Genomic DNA, 14,458 nt, shown 5'->3' with positions numbered 1-14,458 from the left:
ACGTATGGACACCGGGCGGCTTTCACCGGAGGCTCGGGAGGCGGCGCTGAGCGCGCTCGCCGACGGTGACGAACTGGACGTCGTCGTGGTCGGGGGTGGCGTGGTGGGAGCCGGGGCCGCGCTCGACGCGGTGACCCGTGGCCTCTCGGTGGCACTCGTCGAGGCACGTGACTTCGCGAGCGGAACGTCCAGCCGGTCGAGCAAACTGATCCACGGTGGCCTGCGCTACCTGGAGATGCTCGACTTCGGGCTGGTGCGCGAGGCGTTACACGAGCGCGGTCTGCTGGTGCAGCGCCTGGCGCCGCACCTGGTGCGGCCGGTGCGGTTCCTCTACCCGCTCAAGCACCGCGGGTGGGAGCGGCTCTACGCCGGCAGCGGGGTGGCGCTCTACGACGTGCTCAGCATGTCCAGCGCCGGGCGGGGGTTGCCGCACCACCGGCACCTGACCCGTCGCGGCGCGCTGCGGGTCGCGCCGTCGCTGCGCAAGGACGCGCTGGTCGGGGCGTTGCAGTACTACGACGCCCAGGTCGACGACGCGCGCCATACGATGTTCCTGGCCCGCACCGCGGCGGCGTACGGGGCGAAGGTGCTCTCGCGCGCCCGGGTCGTTGGTTTCCTGCGCGAGTCCGAGCGGGTCACCGGCGTGACGGTGCGCGACCTGGAACACGACCGGGAGTTCACGATCCGGGCCAAGCAGGTCATCAACGCGACCGGCGTCTGGACCGACGACACCCAGGCGATGGTGGGGGAGCGCGGCCAGTTCCACGTCCGCGCGTCCAAGGGCATCCACCTGCTGGTGCCGCGCGACCGCATCCAGTCCTCCACCGGGTTGATCCTGCGTACCGCGTCGTCGGTGCTGTTCGTCATCCCGTGGGGCCGGCACTGGATCATCGGCACCACCGACACCGACTGGGCGCTGGACAAGGCCCACCCGGCGGCGTCCAGCCGTGACATCGAGTACCTGCTCGACGAGGTCAACAAGGTGCTGGTCACGCCGCTGACCAAGCAGGACGTGGTCGGCGTCTACGCGGGGCTGCGTCCGCTGCTGGCCGGGGAGTCCGAGTCGACCTCGCAGCTCTCCCGGGAACACACGGTGGCCTCGCCGCAGCCGGGGCTGGTCGTGGTGGCCGGCGGCAAGTACACGACGTACCGGGTGATGGCCCGCGACGCCGTCGACGCGGCCGTGCACGCGCTGGACCGGGGTGCGCCGAAGTCGTGCACCGACACGGTGCCGCTGCTCGGGGCCGAGGGGTTCCGCGCGCTGCGTAATCAGCGGGCGACGCTCGCGGCCCGGTCCGGGCTCCACGTGGCCCGCATCGAGCACCTGCTCAGCCGGTACGGGTCGCTGTTGAACGAGCTGCTGGAGCTGATGGCCGAGGACCCGTCGCTGCGCTCGCCGCTGGAGGGCGCCGAGGACTACCTGCGGGTCGAGATCGCGTACGCGGCGTCGCACGAGGGTGCGCGGCACCTGGAGGACGCGCTGACCCGCCGCACCCGCATCTCGATCGAGGTGCCCGACCGCGGGGTGGCCGCGGCCCGGCCGGCGGCGGAGCTGATGGCCGCGGTGCTCGGGTGGAGCGCCGAACAGGTCGATCGTGAGGTAGAGCATTATTTGCGACGTGTCGAGGCTGAACGTGCGTCGCAGGACCAACCGGACGACGAGACCGCCGATGCGAAGCGGCTGGGGGCCGAAGACGTGGTTCCCCTGATCACCGGGTAATAGGATCGTCACTGCGGCGACCGGGAGGAGGCCGACATGGTTTCGCGGTACGTGATCGCGATCGACCAGGGGACGACCTCCACCCGCTGCATCGTGTTCGACCAGGCCGGGCGGCTGGTGTCGGTGTCCCAGCGCGAGCACCGCCAGCTCTACCCCAAGCCCGGCTGGGTCGAGCACGACGCGGCGGAGATCTGGCGCAACGTGCAGCGCATCGTGCCCCGGGCGGTGGCCGAGGCCGGTATCGACGCCTCACAGGTCGTCGGCATCGGCATCGCCAACCAGCGGGAGACCTGCGTGCTCTGGGAGCGCTCCTCGGGGCGCCCCATCGGGCAGGCGCTCGTCTGGCAGGACACCCGGGCCGACGGGCTGGTGGACGAGCTGGCGTCGCACGCCGACGCGAAGGACGTCGAGGCGCGGTGCGGGTTACCGCTCGCCACGTACTTCTCGGCCCCGAAACTGCGCTGGCAGCTCGACCACGTGCCCGGTCTGCGGGAGCGGGCCGAGCGCGGCGAGGTGCTGTTCGGCACGATGGAGACCTGGCTGATCTGGAACCTCACCGGCGGGGTGCACGTCACCGACGTCACCAACGCCAGCCGCACGATGCTGATGGACCTGCGGACGCTGCAGTGGAGCCCCGCGCAGCTCGAGTTCTTCGACATCCCCGCGGCGATGCTGCCGGAGATCCGGTCGTCGGCCGAGGTCTACGGGGTGTGCACGTCGGTGCTGCCCGGGGTGTCGATCACCGCCGCGCTGGGCGATCAGCAGGCCGCGTTGTTCGGGCAGGTGTGCTTCGCGCCCGGCGACGCGAAGTGCACCTACGGCACGGGTTCGTTCCTGCTGCTCAACACCGGGGCCGAGGTGGTGCAGTCCACCCACGGCCTGCTCTCGACGGTCGGCTACCAGATCGGCGGTTCGCCGGCGACGTACGCGCTCGAAGGCTCGATCGCGATCACCGGGTCGCTGGTGCAGTGGTTCCGCGACTCGCTCGGGTTGATCAGCACCGCACCGGAGATCGAGACGCTGGCGCGCACGGTCGAGGACAACGGCGGCTGCTACATCGTGCCGGCGTTCTCGGGCCTGTTCGCGCCGTACTGGCGAAGCGAGGCCCGGGGCGTGATCGTCGGGCTGACCTCGTACATCACGAAGGGGCACCTGGCCCGGGCGGTGCTCGAGGCCACCGGCTGGCAGACCCGCGAGGTCGTCGACGCGATGAACGCCGACTCCGGGCTCCACCTGCGCACGCTGCGCGTCGACGGTGGGATGACGTCGGACAACCTGCTGATGCAGTTCCTCGCCGACGTGCTCGACGTGCCGGTCGTGCGGCCGATGGTGGCCGAGACCGTGTCGCTGGGGGCGGCCTACGCGGCCGGCCTGGCCGTCGGGTACTGGGCCGACCTGGCGACGCTGCGTCAGAACTGGCACCGCGCGGCCGAGTGGCGCCCGGCGATGGCCGCCGACCGCCGGGCCGAGGAGTACGACAACTGGCAGCGCGCCGTCGAGCGCACGTTCGGCTGGATCAAACCGCACGCCAGCTGAGTGCGCGGGCCGGGTTGGTGACGGTGATAGCGTCGGCCACCGCGCCGCCCGCCTCGTGGTGCACCGCGATCGGGGCCCCCGGTGGCGGAGTGGGCGTGTGCCGCCGCCACCAGCGTCCGGTGGGAGTGCGCGTCGACCCGGTGGTAGCCACTGGCCACCTTGACCAGTCGCCGGGGTCGACGTCGCCGAGGACGGTGCGGACCGTCACCGGTCGAGCACCGGCGCCGCGGCACGCAGGCCGGCCAGTGCCTTCGGCACCCCGACGTACGGCGCGAGGTGGACGAACACCTCGACGATCTCGGCCGGGGTCATGCCGATCCGCAGGCTGGTCTCGACGTGGCCGGCCAGCTGCGGCTCCACGCCGCCGAGCGCGGTCAGCGCGGCGAGGTTGGCGACCTGCCGGTCACGCAGGCTCAGCCCGGGGCGCTGGTACGTTCCTCCGAACAGGACGGTGACCAGCCAGTCCGGGAAGCCGGGTGCGCGTTTCTCCAGGCCCTCGAGCAGCTCGGTGCGGTACCGCTCGTCCTGCAGTTCGGCGAGCAGCGCGTAGCCGGCGTCGCGATCGAGGATGGCGTCTTCCATGGTGTTCGCTCCTAGGAGATCTCGTCGAGACCGGGTGTGCTCAGGTGGAGCACCTCGTAGCGGGTGCCGGGGTGGGTGCCGCCGAGCGTGAAGTGCGTCAGCACCCAGTTGTGGGTGTCGATGACCAGGGCGGCCGAGTGGACGTCCGGACCGGGGACGAGCTCGTCGATCGCGCGCCGGATCACGTCCGAGGGGTCGCCGTCGGGCAGGTGGACGTCCAGCCGGGTGGCGGTCCGCGCCTCGGCCGCGGGACCGCGTGCGAACGCGAGGCCGGTCCACTGCCGCACCGGGGGCCGCCCGAAGTCGCGGATGATGTTCGCGAAGCCACCGTCCCAGAGGAACCGGTTCATCCCCGCCACGTCGTTCCAGAGGTAGAACGGCGCGTAGGCGTGCTCGCGGATCAGGTAGGCCTTGAGGCCCAGGCCGGGGAAGTGGTCGAGCGCGGAGCCGCGGGTGGCCACCCGGTGGCGGATGATGCCCATGTCGTAGTCGGTGGGCAGCGGTATCTCGTACTGCATCGCGTGCATCAGCGCCGCCCTCCGAGCAGCGTCAGCGCGCCCTCGACGGCGCGGGTGAACAGCGCCGGATCGTCGGCGGACCGGGCCAGCACGTAGCCGCCCTGCACCACGGCCACCAGGGCGGCCGCGACGTCGTCGGGAACCAGCTCGGGCCTGAACTCGCCGGCCGCGACGCCCTCGGCGATCAGCCCGCTGATGCGGCCGCGGAGCCAGCTCAGGGTCTCCTCGAGCGGCTCGCGCAGCTCCGGGTTCGCGACGACGTCCGGATCCTGGGTGAGGCGGCCGACCCGGCACCCGCGCAGCACGTCCCGGTCGCGCCGCAGGTACGCGGCGATCCGGTCGTACGCCGACCCCGGGCCGGCGAACTTCTCCTCGGCCAGCGCCCGGAGCTCGGTGGCGCTGCGGTCGATCGCGGCCCGCGCGAGGTCGGGTTTTCCGGTGAAGTGGTGGTACATGCTGCCCTGCCCGGCCCCGGCCCGCTGCTGGATCGCTTTCGGACTGGTGCCGACGTAGCCCCGCTCCCAGAGCAGCTCCTGCGTACTGGTGATCAGGCGTTCCGCGGCGTCCATGCGGTCACCGTACATACTAGTAGGTACAGAGTGCAGGCGAATACGATGGGGCGGTGACGATTCCCACGGACCGGCTGTTCGACGGGTGGTGCCCGGATCCGGCGCACCCGCGGCTCGAGGAGTCGATCAACCCGGTCAGCGAACGGGACGCCGGCTGGTGCGCGGAGTGCCAGGCCTGGTGGGCGCCGGACCCGTCGTGGGCGCTGGGGATCGAGTCGGTCGACCTCACCGTGCCCGGTCGCGGCGGCGACTTCACGCTCTGGCGCGTCGACGCGGGGGAGCTGAACGCCAGCCGGGGCGGGGTTCCGGCGGTGCTCGCGCGCTACCGCGACCAGACGCTGACCGGGTGGGGCGAGACCGAGTGACGGTCGTCGAGCAGGTGGCCGCGCTGGTCGACGACCACTACGTGTTTCCCGACGTCGCAGCGGAGATCAGCGCGGTACTGCGCCGCCGTCTCGACGAGGGCGCCTACGCCGGCCCGGAGCTCGCGGAGCTGGCCGCGCGGGTGACCGCGGACCTGCAGTCGGTCAACGGCGACCGGCACACCCGGCTGGTGTTCCACGCCGACGAGCTCCCGGCCGACCACGGGGACGACGCGGCGGACGCGGTACGCCGCGGCGCGCTCGCGGCGGAGTGGGCCGGGGGTGTCACCCGCGCCGAACGGCTCGACGGGAACGTCGCCGTGGTGGAGCTCGCGCCGATCCTGTTCGCGCCCGGCGCGGCCGGTGAGATCGTGGGGGCCGCGCTGACCTGGGCGCAGCACGCGTCCGCGCTGATCCTCGATCTGCGTCGCTGCCGGGGCGGTGACCCGTGGATGGTCGCGCTGCTCTGCGGTTACCTGTTCGACGACGAACCCGTGCACGTCAACAGCCAGCGTGACCGGTACGGGGCCGTCACCCAGTTCTGGACCAGCCCGGCGTTACCGGGGCGGCGCTTCGGCCGGAGCCGGCCGGTGGCCGTGCTCACCGGTGCCGACACGTTCTCGTCGGCCGAGGAGCTGGCCTACGACCTGCAGCAGCTGGGCCGCGCCGAGGTGATCGGGGAGCGCACACCCGGCGGCGCCCACAACCGGCGGGCGTTCCGGGTGCACCCGCACCTGGAGGCCACGATCTCGGTGTCGGCGTCGGTCAACCCGGTGACCGGCACGAACTGGGAGGGCGTCGGGGTGGTGCCCGACGTCGAGGTGACGGCGTCCGACGCGCTCGACGTCGCCCACCGGCGCCTTAGGGTGGCGCCATGACGCCGGACGAGTGCTTCGACGACATCCTCGACGAACTGGCCCCCGAGGGGGTGCACACCGCCGCGATGTTCGGGAGCCGGGCGCTCAAGCGGGAGACGAAGGTCTTCGCGGTGGTGCACACCGAGGACGCGGTGTTCCGGCTGGGGCGCGGCACCCCGACCCACGCCGACGCGCTCGCGCTCGACGGGGCCGAGCTGTTCGACCCGTCCGGGCGGGGCCGCCCGATGAAGGACTGGGTGCGCGTGCCGGCCGAGCACACCGACCACTGGCTGCCGTTCGCCCGGGCCGCGCTGGCGTACCTGCGCGGAGCCTGACCGTGGCCACCTGGGACGACGTGCGCCGGATCGCGCTCGCGCTGCCGGAGAGCAGCGAGGCGACCTCCTACGGTCAGCCGGCCTGGAAGGTGCGCGGCAAGACGTTCGTCTGGGACCGGTCGGAGCGCACCGACGACCCGTCGCCGGTCCTCGGCGCGCGGGTCGCCGACGAGGGGGCCAAGGCCGCCCTGATCGCCGACGACCCGGGCGTCTACTTCACGATTCCGCACTTCGACGGCTACGCGGCCGTGCTCGTCCGGCTCGACGCGATCCCGCTCGACGAGCTGACCGAGCTGATCACCGAGGCCTGGCTCCTCCGCGCCCCGAAGCGCGTGGCCGCCGCCTACGCTTGCGCGCACGGGATAGAAAGGAGTCCTACTTAATTACGGAGAAGAGTTCGAATGCGCGCGCCGGCGGCTCCTGCCCTGTCCGATGTCCCTACTCGACGGTCCGGGAACCTCCTGGAGCGCATCCGGACCGGCCGCATCGGAACCGGCCAGACGATCGACGGCCCGTTCGGCCCGCGCCGCATCACCTATGCCGACGACACCGCCACCGGCCAGGCGCTGGACTTCGTCGAGGACTTCATCCGGGACCAGGTGCTGGTGCGCTACGCGAACACGCACAGCGAGGCGTCCGCCACCGGGGCGCAGACCACCGCGCTGCGTAACGAGGCCCGGTCGATCATCCACCGCGGCGTCGGCGCCGGGCGTGAGCACGTGGTGCTCTTCTGCGGGTCCGGGGTCACGGCCGCGGTGGCCAAGCTCGTTGGGATACTCGGGTTGCGCGTCCCGTCGCACCCGCGCCCGGTGGTGTTCGTCGGGCCGTACGAGCACCACTCCAACGAGCTGCCGTGGCGCGAATCGATCGCCGACGTCGTTCCGATCGCGCCGGACCGCACCGGACACATCGACCTCGACGCGCTGCGCGACGCGCTGGCCGCCCACGCCGACCGTCCGCTGCGGATCGGGAGCTTCTCCGCGGCCTCGAACGTCACCGGGCTGCGTACCGACACCGCGGCGGTCTCGGCGCTGCTGCGGAAGTACGGCGCCCTGTCGGTGTGGGACTACGCGACGGCCGGCCCGTACCTGCCGATCTCGATGCACGACAAGGACGCCGTCTTCCTCTCGCCGCACAAGTTCGTCGGCGGACCGCAGACCCCCGGGGTGCTCGTCGTCGACACGCGGTTGATCACCGCACCGGCGCCGGTCGACCCGGGCGGTGGCACCGTGCTGTACGTGACCCCGACCGACCACCGGTACGTGTCCGATCCGGTCGCCCGGGAAGAAGGGGGCACACCGGCGATCGTCGAATCGATCCGGGCCGGGCTCGTCTTCGCGGTCAAGGACGCCGTCGGCACGGACGTCATCGAGGAGCGCGAGCGGGAGCTCTGGCAGCGGGTGCGGCGGCGCTGGTCGGCCGAGGAGCGCGTCGAGCTGCTCGGCGACCCGGACGCCGACCGGCTGCCGATCGTCTCGTTCCAGCTCCGGACCGACACCGGCCGGTACCTGCACCACGGGTTCGTCGCGGTCCTGCTCAACGACCTGTTCGGCATCCAGGCCCGCAGCGGTTGCTCCTGCGCGGGCCCGTACGGACATCGCCTGCTGGGCATCGACGACGCGCTGTCGCGCCGGTTCACCGAGCAGCTCGCCGCGGGCTGGGAGGGCATCAAGCCCGGCTGGACCCGGCTGAACTTCCACTACGCCGCCTCGGACGACGACGTCGACTACCTGATCGAGGCGGTGCTGCTGGTGGCCCGCCACGGAGCGCGGCTGCTGGCCGAGTACCGCTTCGACGCCCGGACCGGTCACTGGGCCCACCGGGGGCACGCGCCGTCCCGGGTGCGCCTGGCCGACCTGCGGTTCGGCGCGGACGGCCGGATCACGGCGCCACCGGCCCCGCCGACGACGCCGGAGAGCGCGCGCCCCGGCTACCTGGAGCAGGCCCGCCGCATCCTGACCACGCACCCGGAGCCCACCGACGGGCCCGTCCCCGACCTCCCGGCGGCCTTCGAGGAGCTGCGCTGGTTCCTGCTCCCGGCCGCCTGCGTGCGCTAGGTGTACTCGGCCGGGACCAGCTCGTCGCCGACGCTGATCTCGCCGGGCTCCACCACGTCGGCGTACACCCCGAAGTGGATGCCGCGCCCGAGCTCGCCCGTCGTCACCCCGCGGTAGCCCTTGATCAGGTGCAACGTCTTCAGGTCGGTGGCGCCGCCGTCGGGGTGGCGGGTCGTGGCCGCGCACCGGGGCACCGGCCCGCCGACCCGCAGCACCACCGACCCGGCCCGGAACGCGGCACCGGACCAGCCGTCCTCGGCGTGCGGCGCGCCCCCGGCGAACTCCACCGACATCCGGAAACGCCGCGAATCCACCGACGCCACCCCGGCCCGGGAGGCCAGCTCACCCACCGACGCGTCGCCGAGCAGCGTCAGCGCGTGCACGTCGCAGCCGCCGTTCGGCTCGTCGGCGTGCACCAGCCGCACGGGCTGACCGGCCAGGCCGCTGAAGTAGGCCGACCACGGCCCGAGCACCTCGTGCGCCGCGACCTGCTTGAGGCCGTAGAAGTCGGCGTCCACCGCCGGCCCGAGCTCGATCGGCGCGCGCACCCCGGACACGTCCAGGACCCCGGGCGACCAGGACGCCCGCGCCCCGAGGAACGCCCCGGTGCGCGAGGCCGAGAACAGCTTGTCGGCCGCGTCGACCAGGAAGAACTGCCGGTCACCGACGATGCCGGTGGGCGTCACCGCGACCGTGGCCGGGTGCGTCGCGCGCAGGCCTTTCACCGGGACGACGGTTAGCCGGTTCACGTGCACGGGCTTAGCGTAGTCAGCATGATCGACGAGGCGGTGCAAGCCCGACCCGCCCCGGCGTTGCGGCCCTACGTCGCCTGGTACTCCGGGTACCGGCAGGTCGGCATCGCCCCGGGGCGCCACCGCGGCCTGCCCTCGCCCTACCTCACGCTCGTCGTGACGATCGACGAGCCGCTCGTCGTCGAGGCCCACCCCGACCCGGCCCAGCCCGGCGGCGAGTACACGACGCTCCTCGGCGGGCTGCACACCGTGCCGGCGCTGATCACGCACGGCGGACGGCAGTCGGGGGTGCAGCTCGCGCTCCGGCCGCTGGGGGCGCGTGCGCTGCTCGGGCTGCCGGCCGGCGAGCTCGGCCACCTCGACGTCCGCGGCGAGGACGTGCTCGGCCCGGTCGCCACCGAGCTGCACGAACGCCTCCGGGCCGCCCCGACCTGGCCGGCGCGATTCGCCGCGGTCGACGCCGTCTTCCTGAGACTCTGCCGGCCCGGGAACGCGCCGCTCCCCGAGATCGGCGCGGCCTGGCGTCTGCTCACCGGCGGCGCGCACACGGTCGCCGCGGCCGCGGACGCCGTCGGCTGGAGCGTCCGGCGCCTCTCCGACCGTTTCGGCACCGAACTCGGCGTCTCGCCGAAAACCGCGGCGAAGATCGCCCGCTTCGACCGCGCGCGTCGCGCCCTGCTGACGACCGGCCACGGCCTCGCCGACGTGGCCGTCGCCCACGGCTACTACGACCAGGCGCACCTGGCGCGCGACTTCCGCGACCTCGCCGGGGCGCCCCCCAGCCAGTGGCTGGCCGAGGAGCGCCGATTCGTCCAAGCCCACCCGGACGACGACGGGGAAAGCTGACGTCATGACCCAGACCGTGTGGCCCACCCTCCGCGCTCGCGACGCCCGAGCGCTCATCGACTTCCTGGTCAGCGCCTTCGGCTTCGAGGAGGTGGTGGCGTACGCCGGCGACGACGGCGTCATTCAGCACGCCGAGCTGGCCTGGCCCGGCGGCGGCGGAATCATGCTCGGCCAGGAGCGGGACGACCCGGACAACCCGTGGAAGCTCCCACCGGGCACGTTCGGCGCGTACGTGGTGACGAGCACCCCCGACGCGGTGCACGAGCGGGCCGCCGCGGCCGGCGCCGAGATCGTGAAGAAGCCGTACGACACCGATCACGGTTCCCGTGACTTCGCCGCCCGCGACCCCGAGGGCAACCTCTGGTCGTTCGGCACCTACCCCGGCCACCCGCACTGAGGCCGAGTCGGCGGCGCATCCGGCGCCGCCGACTCAAACTCCGATGTATTGACTTGTCACCATTAGGTCGTTCTTACTCAGCGTGGGGATGCCGTATTCACGGTCCGCTGGGGGACGGCGTGAGAATACTTCTGGGGCTCAGTGTGCTCGTCGTGGCGGCGGTGGCGGCCGACCGCGTACTCGCGGTGACCGGGATGCCGTTACCGGTCTACCTGGCGATCGTTCTCGGGCTCGCGCTCGTCGCCCCGTTCGGCGTCCGGCGCTGGCACCTGCGCCATCCCGACCGCTGCGAGTACTGCCGCGGCCGCGGTTCGACGACGTTCGTCGCCGCGCGCCGCTTACGCACGCGGATGTGCTCGTTCTGTCACGGCAGCGGCCGCGTGAGTATCTGACGCGGCATTTTGTTTCCCCCGCACATTTACGTGCTGTCCATCCCACTCATACCCTGACGTCCGGTCGGCGGAAGGGAAACGACATGACTTCGACGACGCTCTCCCCGGTTACCGGACCGTCCGCGTGGCGCGGTGACCAGTTACAACACGACCGCAGCTGGATCTACCACCTCAACGAGGCCGAGATCGCCGAGCTCGAGGCGGTCGGACGCCGGTTCGTCCTCGACGACCCCGACCTCCGCACCGTGACTCGGGAGGACTACCCGCTGCCGGTGTGCGCGCCGGCGATCGAGCAGTGGGGGCACGACATGTCGCGCGGGCGCGGCTTCGTGCTCATTCGCGGACTGCAGACCGAGCTCTACTCCGACGCCCTGAGCGGCGCGATCTTCTACCTGACCGGGCTGCACCTCGGTTCGCCGATGCAGCAGAACGGCATGGGCGACCTGATCGACCACGTGGTCGCCACCTCGGACAAGACGATGGACGACCCGACGGCCAAATCCTCCCGGGTCCGCGACAAGCTGGTGTTCCACTCCGACAGCTCGGACGCGGTGGCGCTGTTCTGCCTGCGGCCGGCCAAGCAGGGCGGGGCCTCGAGCCTGGTGTCGGGCGCGCAGATCTACAACGAGATCGTGGCGCGGCGCCCCGACCTCGCGCCGCTGCTGCTCGAGCCGGTGCACTGGGACTGGCGCCGGCAGGACGCCAACGCGCCGTCGAACACGTACGTGTCGCCGATCGTCAGCATCGTGGACGGTGTGTGCAGCATCTACGCCGGTTCGACGTACATCCTGACCGCGCAGGACTATCCCGGGGTTCCTCCGCTGACTCCCGCGCACCTCGAAGTCATCGAGATGTTCGACGCGATCACCTACGAGCCCGGGATGGCGCTGGACATGGACTTCCAGCCCGGGGACATCCAGTGGGTGTCGAACTTCGCGGCGCTGCACTCGCGGACCGAGTTCACCGACTACCCGGAGTGGCAGCGGCGCCGTCACCTGCTGCGGCTGTGGGACGAGCGTGACCGGGACCGACCCCGGGTGCCGAACTTCGGCAAGCCGGTCGTGGCCCGGGACTCCAAGCGTGCCGACGACCTCGCCACGATTCCCGACGTCGGCCAGTTCTCGGTGAGGACCGCGGTGATCCCGCGCCCCGTCGCCTGATCCCGGCCCCGTCCGCGGCGCCCCGGAAATTCACTTTCCGGGGCGTCGTCGTGTTCGTACTCTGGTCCTCGTGATGATTCAGGTGTTGCCGCAAGGACAGTGGCGGGAGTAGCGCGCGGGTAGCCGCGTCAGAGCCTCCTCGCCGCCCTCCGGAGTTCCCCGGAACGGGCGGTTTTTTGATTCTCGAGAGGCCGTCGCGGGCCGCGCGATCGCGCGAGCGACGGCCCCCACCAGCGCGTGGCCCCGGGCTCATCACCCGGAGAGCGCCGCCGGGCTCGTTGCGCCTCGGCCGCGCCACCCGCGCTGGTGCCGGCCGGCGGGCCCGCTACCCCGCCGGCCGGCCCGACCTCGGCCGCCGTCGCTCCGCCGAAGCGACGGCGATCCGGACCGTGCGGGCTGGTGTAACCAGGCAGCACGACCGGCTCTGAACCGGTCAGTGGAGGTTCGAATCCTCCGCCCGCAGCAGCGCTAGGGTCGAGCGGTGACCACCGATGCCGAGTTGGCGGCCACCGCGACGCGGGTCGACAGGGGCGGCGGCGATGTCGCCACCGAGGCCGACCTCCTCGGCCGGGCCGCCGGCTGCGTGGTCACCGGCCTGCGGGGCGAACCACGGTACGAGGGGTCCGGCGGCCTCGTGGCCATGATCGGCGGCCGAGCCGGCTGAACAGCGGTGCGTCAGCCCTTGGTGCCGGTCAGGGCGATGCCCTCGACGAACTGACGTTGCAGAACGACGAACACCGCGATCACCGGCAGGGACGCCAGCAGGGAACCGGCCATCAGCAGGGGGTAGTCGGTCAGGAACTGGCCCTGCATCGAGGCCAGCCCGGCGGACAGCGTCATCTTCTCGGGGTCGTTGTTGACCACCAGGGGCCAGAAGAAGTCGTTCCAGGACCAGATCGTCGTGAGGATGCCGAGCGCGATCATGCCCGGCCGGGCCAGCGGCACCATCACCGACCACCAGATGCGTAGCGGGTTCGCGCCGTCGAGGCGGGCGGCCTCGTCCAGCTCGGCGGGCAGGCCGAGGAAGAACTGACGCAGCAGGAACGTGCCGAACGCGCTGAACAGGCCGGGCACGATCAGCGCCGGCAGGCTGTTGAGCCAGCCCAGGTCGGCGATGATCTCGTACTGCGGAATGATGAACAGCTGCGGCGGCACCATCAGCACCGACAGGAACAGTCCGAACAGCACGGTGCGCCCCGGGAAACGCAGTCGCGCGAACGCGTACGCGGCGAGCGAGCACATCAGCACCTGCCCGAGCGCGCGGGCCGCGACCATCACGACCGTGTTCAGGAACTGGGACCCGAACGGCACCAGGTCGAACACCTTCGTGTAGTTGCTCCACTGCCCGTCGGGCACGATCGTCGGCGGCACCGACGTGGCGTGCTCCAGCGTCTTGAGGGACGTCAGGAACTGCCAGACGAACGGCGCGACCATCGCCAACGCGCCGATCGTCAACAGGAAATGGACCAACCCGAGCTTCTTAGTCATACGTCACCCACCGCTTCTGCAGGCGGAACTGCACCGCGGTCAGCGCGACGATCAGCGCGAGCAGGATCATCGCGATCGCGGCGCCGTAACCCTTGTCGTTGTTCTGGAACGCCTCGGCGTAGAAGAGGTAGACGATCGTCTCCATGCTCTCGAAGGCCGGGTTCGCGCGCGACGCCTGGTTCGAGCCGCCGGCGAGCACGTAGACCAGGTCGAACAGCTGCAGCGACCCGATCACCGACACCACCGAGACGAAGAAGATCGTCGGGGAGAGCAGCGGCACCGTGATGCGGAAGAACTGCTGGATCGGCCCGGCGCCGTCGATCTCCGCGGCTTCGTAGTAATGCCGGGGGATACCGCGAACCGCGGCGATGAAGATGACCAGGTTGTAGCCCAGCCCCATCCAGATCCCGACGATCACCATCGCGATCAGCGCGGTGCGCGAATCGGCGATCCAGTGCGGACCCTCGATGCCCACCAGCGACAGCAGGTAGTTCAGGATCCCGAAGTCGCCGCTGTAGATCCAGCGCCAGATCATCGCGACCGCGACCGGCGTCGTCACGACCGGCAGGAAGAAGAACGTGCGGTAGATCGCGACGCCACGTAACCCGGGGCGGGACAGCAGCGCGGCGATCACGACCGCGATCGGGATGCCGATCAGCCCCAGCGCGGTGTACGCGAGCGTGTTGACCAGCGACCGGCCCACCTCCGGGTCGCTGATCAGCTCCCGGTAGTTCTCCAGGCCCACCCACTCCGACGGGCCACCGAACGGGCCGGCCTCGGTGAACGAGAGGTACGCGGTCTGCAGCACCGGCCACAGGTAGAACACCGCCAGGCCGAGGCCGGTCGGGGCGATCAGCGCGTACCCCCAGAGCGCCTCCCGCCAGTCC

18 protein-coding genes and 1 tRNA gene are annotated in these 14,458 nt (G+C 71.7%); 13 read left to right on the top strand and 6 right to left on the bottom strand.

The annotated features are described in order from the left end of the window. Positions 1-4: 4 nt before the first annotated feature. Positions 5-1,720, top strand: coding sequence for a glycerol-3-phosphate dehydrogenase/oxidase (locus ABD437_RS10660; protein ID WP_344648625.1), 1,716 nt, complete (start codon positions 5-7; stop codon positions 1,718-1,720). A 36-nt stretch (positions 1,721-1,756) separates the two neighbouring features. Then, positions 1,757-3,256 carry a glycerol kinase GlpK gene (gene glpK / locus ABD437_RS10655; protein ID WP_344648624.1) on the top strand — a complete coding sequence of 500 codons (1,500 nt, stop codon included), beginning with the start codon at positions 1,757-1,759 and terminating at the stop codon, positions 3,254-3,256. Between the two features lie 204 nt (positions 3,257-3,460). Here the strand turns inward: glpK and ABD437_RS10645 are convergent, their stop codons facing one another. Genes ABD437_RS10645 through ABD437_RS10635 form a run of 3 tightly spaced genes read right to left on the bottom strand, consistent with a single transcriptional unit; the run spans position 3,461 to position 4,925 of the window. Then, complete coding sequence (locus tag ABD437_RS10645) at positions 3,461-3,838, bottom strand: carboxymuconolactone decarboxylase family protein (protein WP_344648623.1); 378 nt, start codon at positions 3,836-3,838, stop codon at positions 3,461-3,463. A gap of 11 nt (positions 3,839-3,849) precedes the next feature. After that, positions 3,850-4,365, bottom strand: a complete 516-nt coding sequence (locus tag ABD437_RS10640; protein WP_344648622.1) for a DUF4865 family protein — start codon at positions 4,363-4,365, stop codon at positions 3,850-3,852. Continuing rightward, the gene (locus ABD437_RS10635) at positions 4,365-4,925 is read right to left on the bottom strand and encodes a TetR/AcrR family transcriptional regulator (RefSeq protein ID WP_344648621.1); all 561 of its coding nucleotides are present in this window, start codon (positions 4,923-4,925) and stop codon (positions 4,365-4,367) included. Before ABD437_RS10635 ends, ABD437_RS10640 begins: the two co-directional genes overlap by 1 nt. Before the next feature lie 53 nt (positions 4,926-4,978). Here ABD437_RS10635 and ABD437_RS10630 point away from each other — a divergent pair, with 53 nt between their 5' ends. The 5 genes from ABD437_RS10630 to ABD437_RS10610 are packed head-to-tail and all read left to right on the top strand — an operon-like array spanning position 4,979 to position 8,536. Beyond that, positions 4,979-5,290: a hypothetical protein gene (locus ABD437_RS10630; RefSeq protein ID WP_344648620.1), complete on the top strand. Its 312-nt coding sequence runs from the start codon at positions 4,979-4,981 to the stop codon at positions 5,288-5,290. Continuing rightward, complete coding sequence (locus tag ABD437_RS10625; protein WP_344648619.1) at positions 5,272-6,165, top strand: S41 family peptidase; 894 nt, start codon at positions 5,272-5,274, stop codon at positions 6,163-6,165. Before ABD437_RS10630 ends, ABD437_RS10625 begins: the two co-directional genes overlap by 19 nt. After that, positions 6,162-6,479 carry a hypothetical protein gene (locus ABD437_RS10620; protein ID WP_344648618.1) on the top strand — a complete coding sequence of 106 codons (318 nt, stop codon included), beginning with the start codon at positions 6,162-6,164 and terminating at the stop codon, positions 6,477-6,479. The genes ABD437_RS10625 and ABD437_RS10620 overlap by 4 nt, the downstream gene beginning before the upstream one ends. Positions 6,480-6,481: 2 nt before the next feature. Next, entirely contained in the window at positions 6,482-6,862 is a 381-nt protein-coding gene (locus ABD437_RS10615; protein WP_344648617.1) for an MmcQ/YjbR family DNA-binding protein, read from the top strand. An 18-nt stretch (positions 6,863-6,880) separates the two neighbouring features. Further along, a complete protein-coding gene (locus ABD437_RS10610) occupies positions 6,881-8,536 on the top strand; it encodes an aminotransferase class V-fold PLP-dependent enzyme (RefSeq protein WP_344648616.1) in 1,656 nt (551 codons plus the stop codon). Here the strand turns inward: ABD437_RS10610 and ABD437_RS10605 are convergent. Further along, on the bottom strand, positions 8,533-9,291 hold the full coding sequence (locus ABD437_RS10605) for an MOSC domain-containing protein (RefSeq protein ID WP_344648615.1): 759 nt from the start codon (positions 9,289-9,291) through the stop codon (positions 8,533-8,535). The two genes, ABD437_RS10610 and ABD437_RS10605, sit on opposite strands and share 4 nt — an antisense overlap. Before the next feature lie 18 nt (positions 9,292-9,309). Between ABD437_RS10605 and ABD437_RS10600 the strand changes: the two genes are divergently transcribed. The 6 genes from ABD437_RS10600 to ABD437_RS10575 all read left to right on the top strand — a co-directional run bounded on the left by ABD437_RS10600 (position 9,310) and on the right by ABD437_RS10575 (position 12,747). Continuing rightward, on the top strand, positions 9,310-10,134 hold the full coding sequence (locus ABD437_RS10600) for a helix-turn-helix domain-containing protein (protein WP_344648614.1): 825 nt from the start codon (positions 9,310-9,312) through the stop codon (positions 10,132-10,134). Between the two features lie 4 nt (positions 10,135-10,138). Then, positions 10,139-10,531, top strand: a complete 393-nt coding sequence (locus ABD437_RS10595; RefSeq protein WP_344648613.1) for a VOC family protein — start codon at positions 10,139-10,141, stop codon at positions 10,529-10,531. Between the two features lie 119 nt (positions 10,532-10,650). Further along, positions 10,651-10,923 carry a hypothetical protein gene (locus ABD437_RS10590; RefSeq protein WP_344648612.1) on the top strand — a complete coding sequence of 91 codons (273 nt, stop codon included), beginning with the start codon at positions 10,651-10,653 and terminating at the stop codon, positions 10,921-10,923. A gap of 83 nt (positions 10,924-11,006) precedes the next feature. After that, positions 11,007-12,083 (top strand): TauD/TfdA family dioxygenase, encoded by a 1,077-nt coding sequence (locus ABD437_RS10585; protein WP_344648611.1) that lies wholly within the window; start codon positions 11,007-11,009, stop codon positions 12,081-12,083. A 390-nt stretch (positions 12,084-12,473) separates the two neighbouring features. Continuing rightward, a tRNA-Gln gene (locus ABD437_RS10580) sits at positions 12,474-12,546 on the top strand. A gap of 18 nt (positions 12,547-12,564) precedes the next feature. Continuing rightward, complete coding sequence (locus tag ABD437_RS10575; protein WP_344648610.1) at positions 12,565-12,747, top strand: hypothetical protein; 183 nt, start codon at positions 12,565-12,567, stop codon at positions 12,745-12,747. Between the two features lie 11 nt (positions 12,748-12,758). Here ABD437_RS10575 and ABD437_RS10570 read toward each other — a convergent pair whose 3' ends face one another. Then, a complete protein-coding gene (locus ABD437_RS10570) occupies positions 12,759-13,571 on the bottom strand; it encodes a carbohydrate ABC transporter permease (RefSeq protein ID WP_344648609.1) in 813 nt (270 codons plus the stop codon). Continuing rightward, the coding region (locus ABD437_RS10565) for a carbohydrate ABC transporter permease (RefSeq protein WP_344648608.1) at positions 13,564-14,458 on the bottom strand (895 nt) is incomplete at its 5' end. The genes ABD437_RS10565 and ABD437_RS10570, both read right to left, overlap by 8 nt.

Source organism: Cryptosporangium japonicum (genome assembly GCF_039524755.1).
GTDB classification, from domain to species: Bacteria; Actinomycetota; Actinomycetes; order Mycobacteriales; family Cryptosporangiaceae; genus Cryptosporangium; species Cryptosporangium japonicum.
Note: the sequence above shows the minus strand (reverse complement) of the source record. Positions and strands in the feature narration are given on the sequence as shown.

Coding starts and splice junctions, on each gene's coding strand:
- ABD437_RS10640 (WP_344648622.1), bottom strand. CDS start 4,365: ATGCACGCGATGCAGTACGAGATACCGCTGCCCACCGACTACGACATG.
- ABD437_RS10660 (WP_344648625.1), top strand. CDS start 5: ATGGACACCGGGCGGCTTTCACCGGAGGCTCGGGAGGCGGCGCTGAGC.
- ABD437_RS10635 (WP_344648621.1), bottom strand. CDS start 4,925: ATGGACGCCGCGGAACGCCTGATCACCAGTACGCAGGAGCTGCTCTGG.
- ABD437_RS10645 (WP_344648623.1), bottom strand. CDS start 3,838: ATGGAAGACGCCATCCTCGATCGCGACGCCGGCTACGCGCTGCTCGCC.
- ABD437_RS10610 (WP_344648616.1), top strand. CDS start 6,881: ATGCGCGCGCCGGCGGCTCCTGCCCTGTCCGATGTCCCTACTCGACGG.
- ABD437_RS10600 (WP_344648614.1), top strand. CDS start 9,310: ATGATCGACGAGGCGGTGCAAGCCCGACCCGCCCCGGCGTTGCGGCCC.
- ABD437_RS10620 (WP_344648618.1), top strand. CDS start 6,162: ATGACGCCGGACGAGTGCTTCGACGACATCCTCGACGAACTGGCCCCC.
- ABD437_RS10585 (WP_344648611.1), top strand. CDS start 11,007: ATGACTTCGACGACGCTCTCCCCGGTTACCGGACCGTCCGCGTGGCGC.
- glpK (WP_344648624.1), top strand. CDS start 1,757: ATGGTTTCGCGGTACGTGATCGCGATCGACCAGGGGACGACCTCCACC.
- ABD437_RS10595 (WP_344648613.1), top strand. CDS start 10,139: ATGACCCAGACCGTGTGGCCCACCCTCCGCGCTCGCGACGCCCGAGCG.
- ABD437_RS10570 (WP_344648609.1), bottom strand. CDS start 13,571: ATGACTAAGAAGCTCGGGTTGGTCCATTTCCTGTTGACGATCGGCGCG.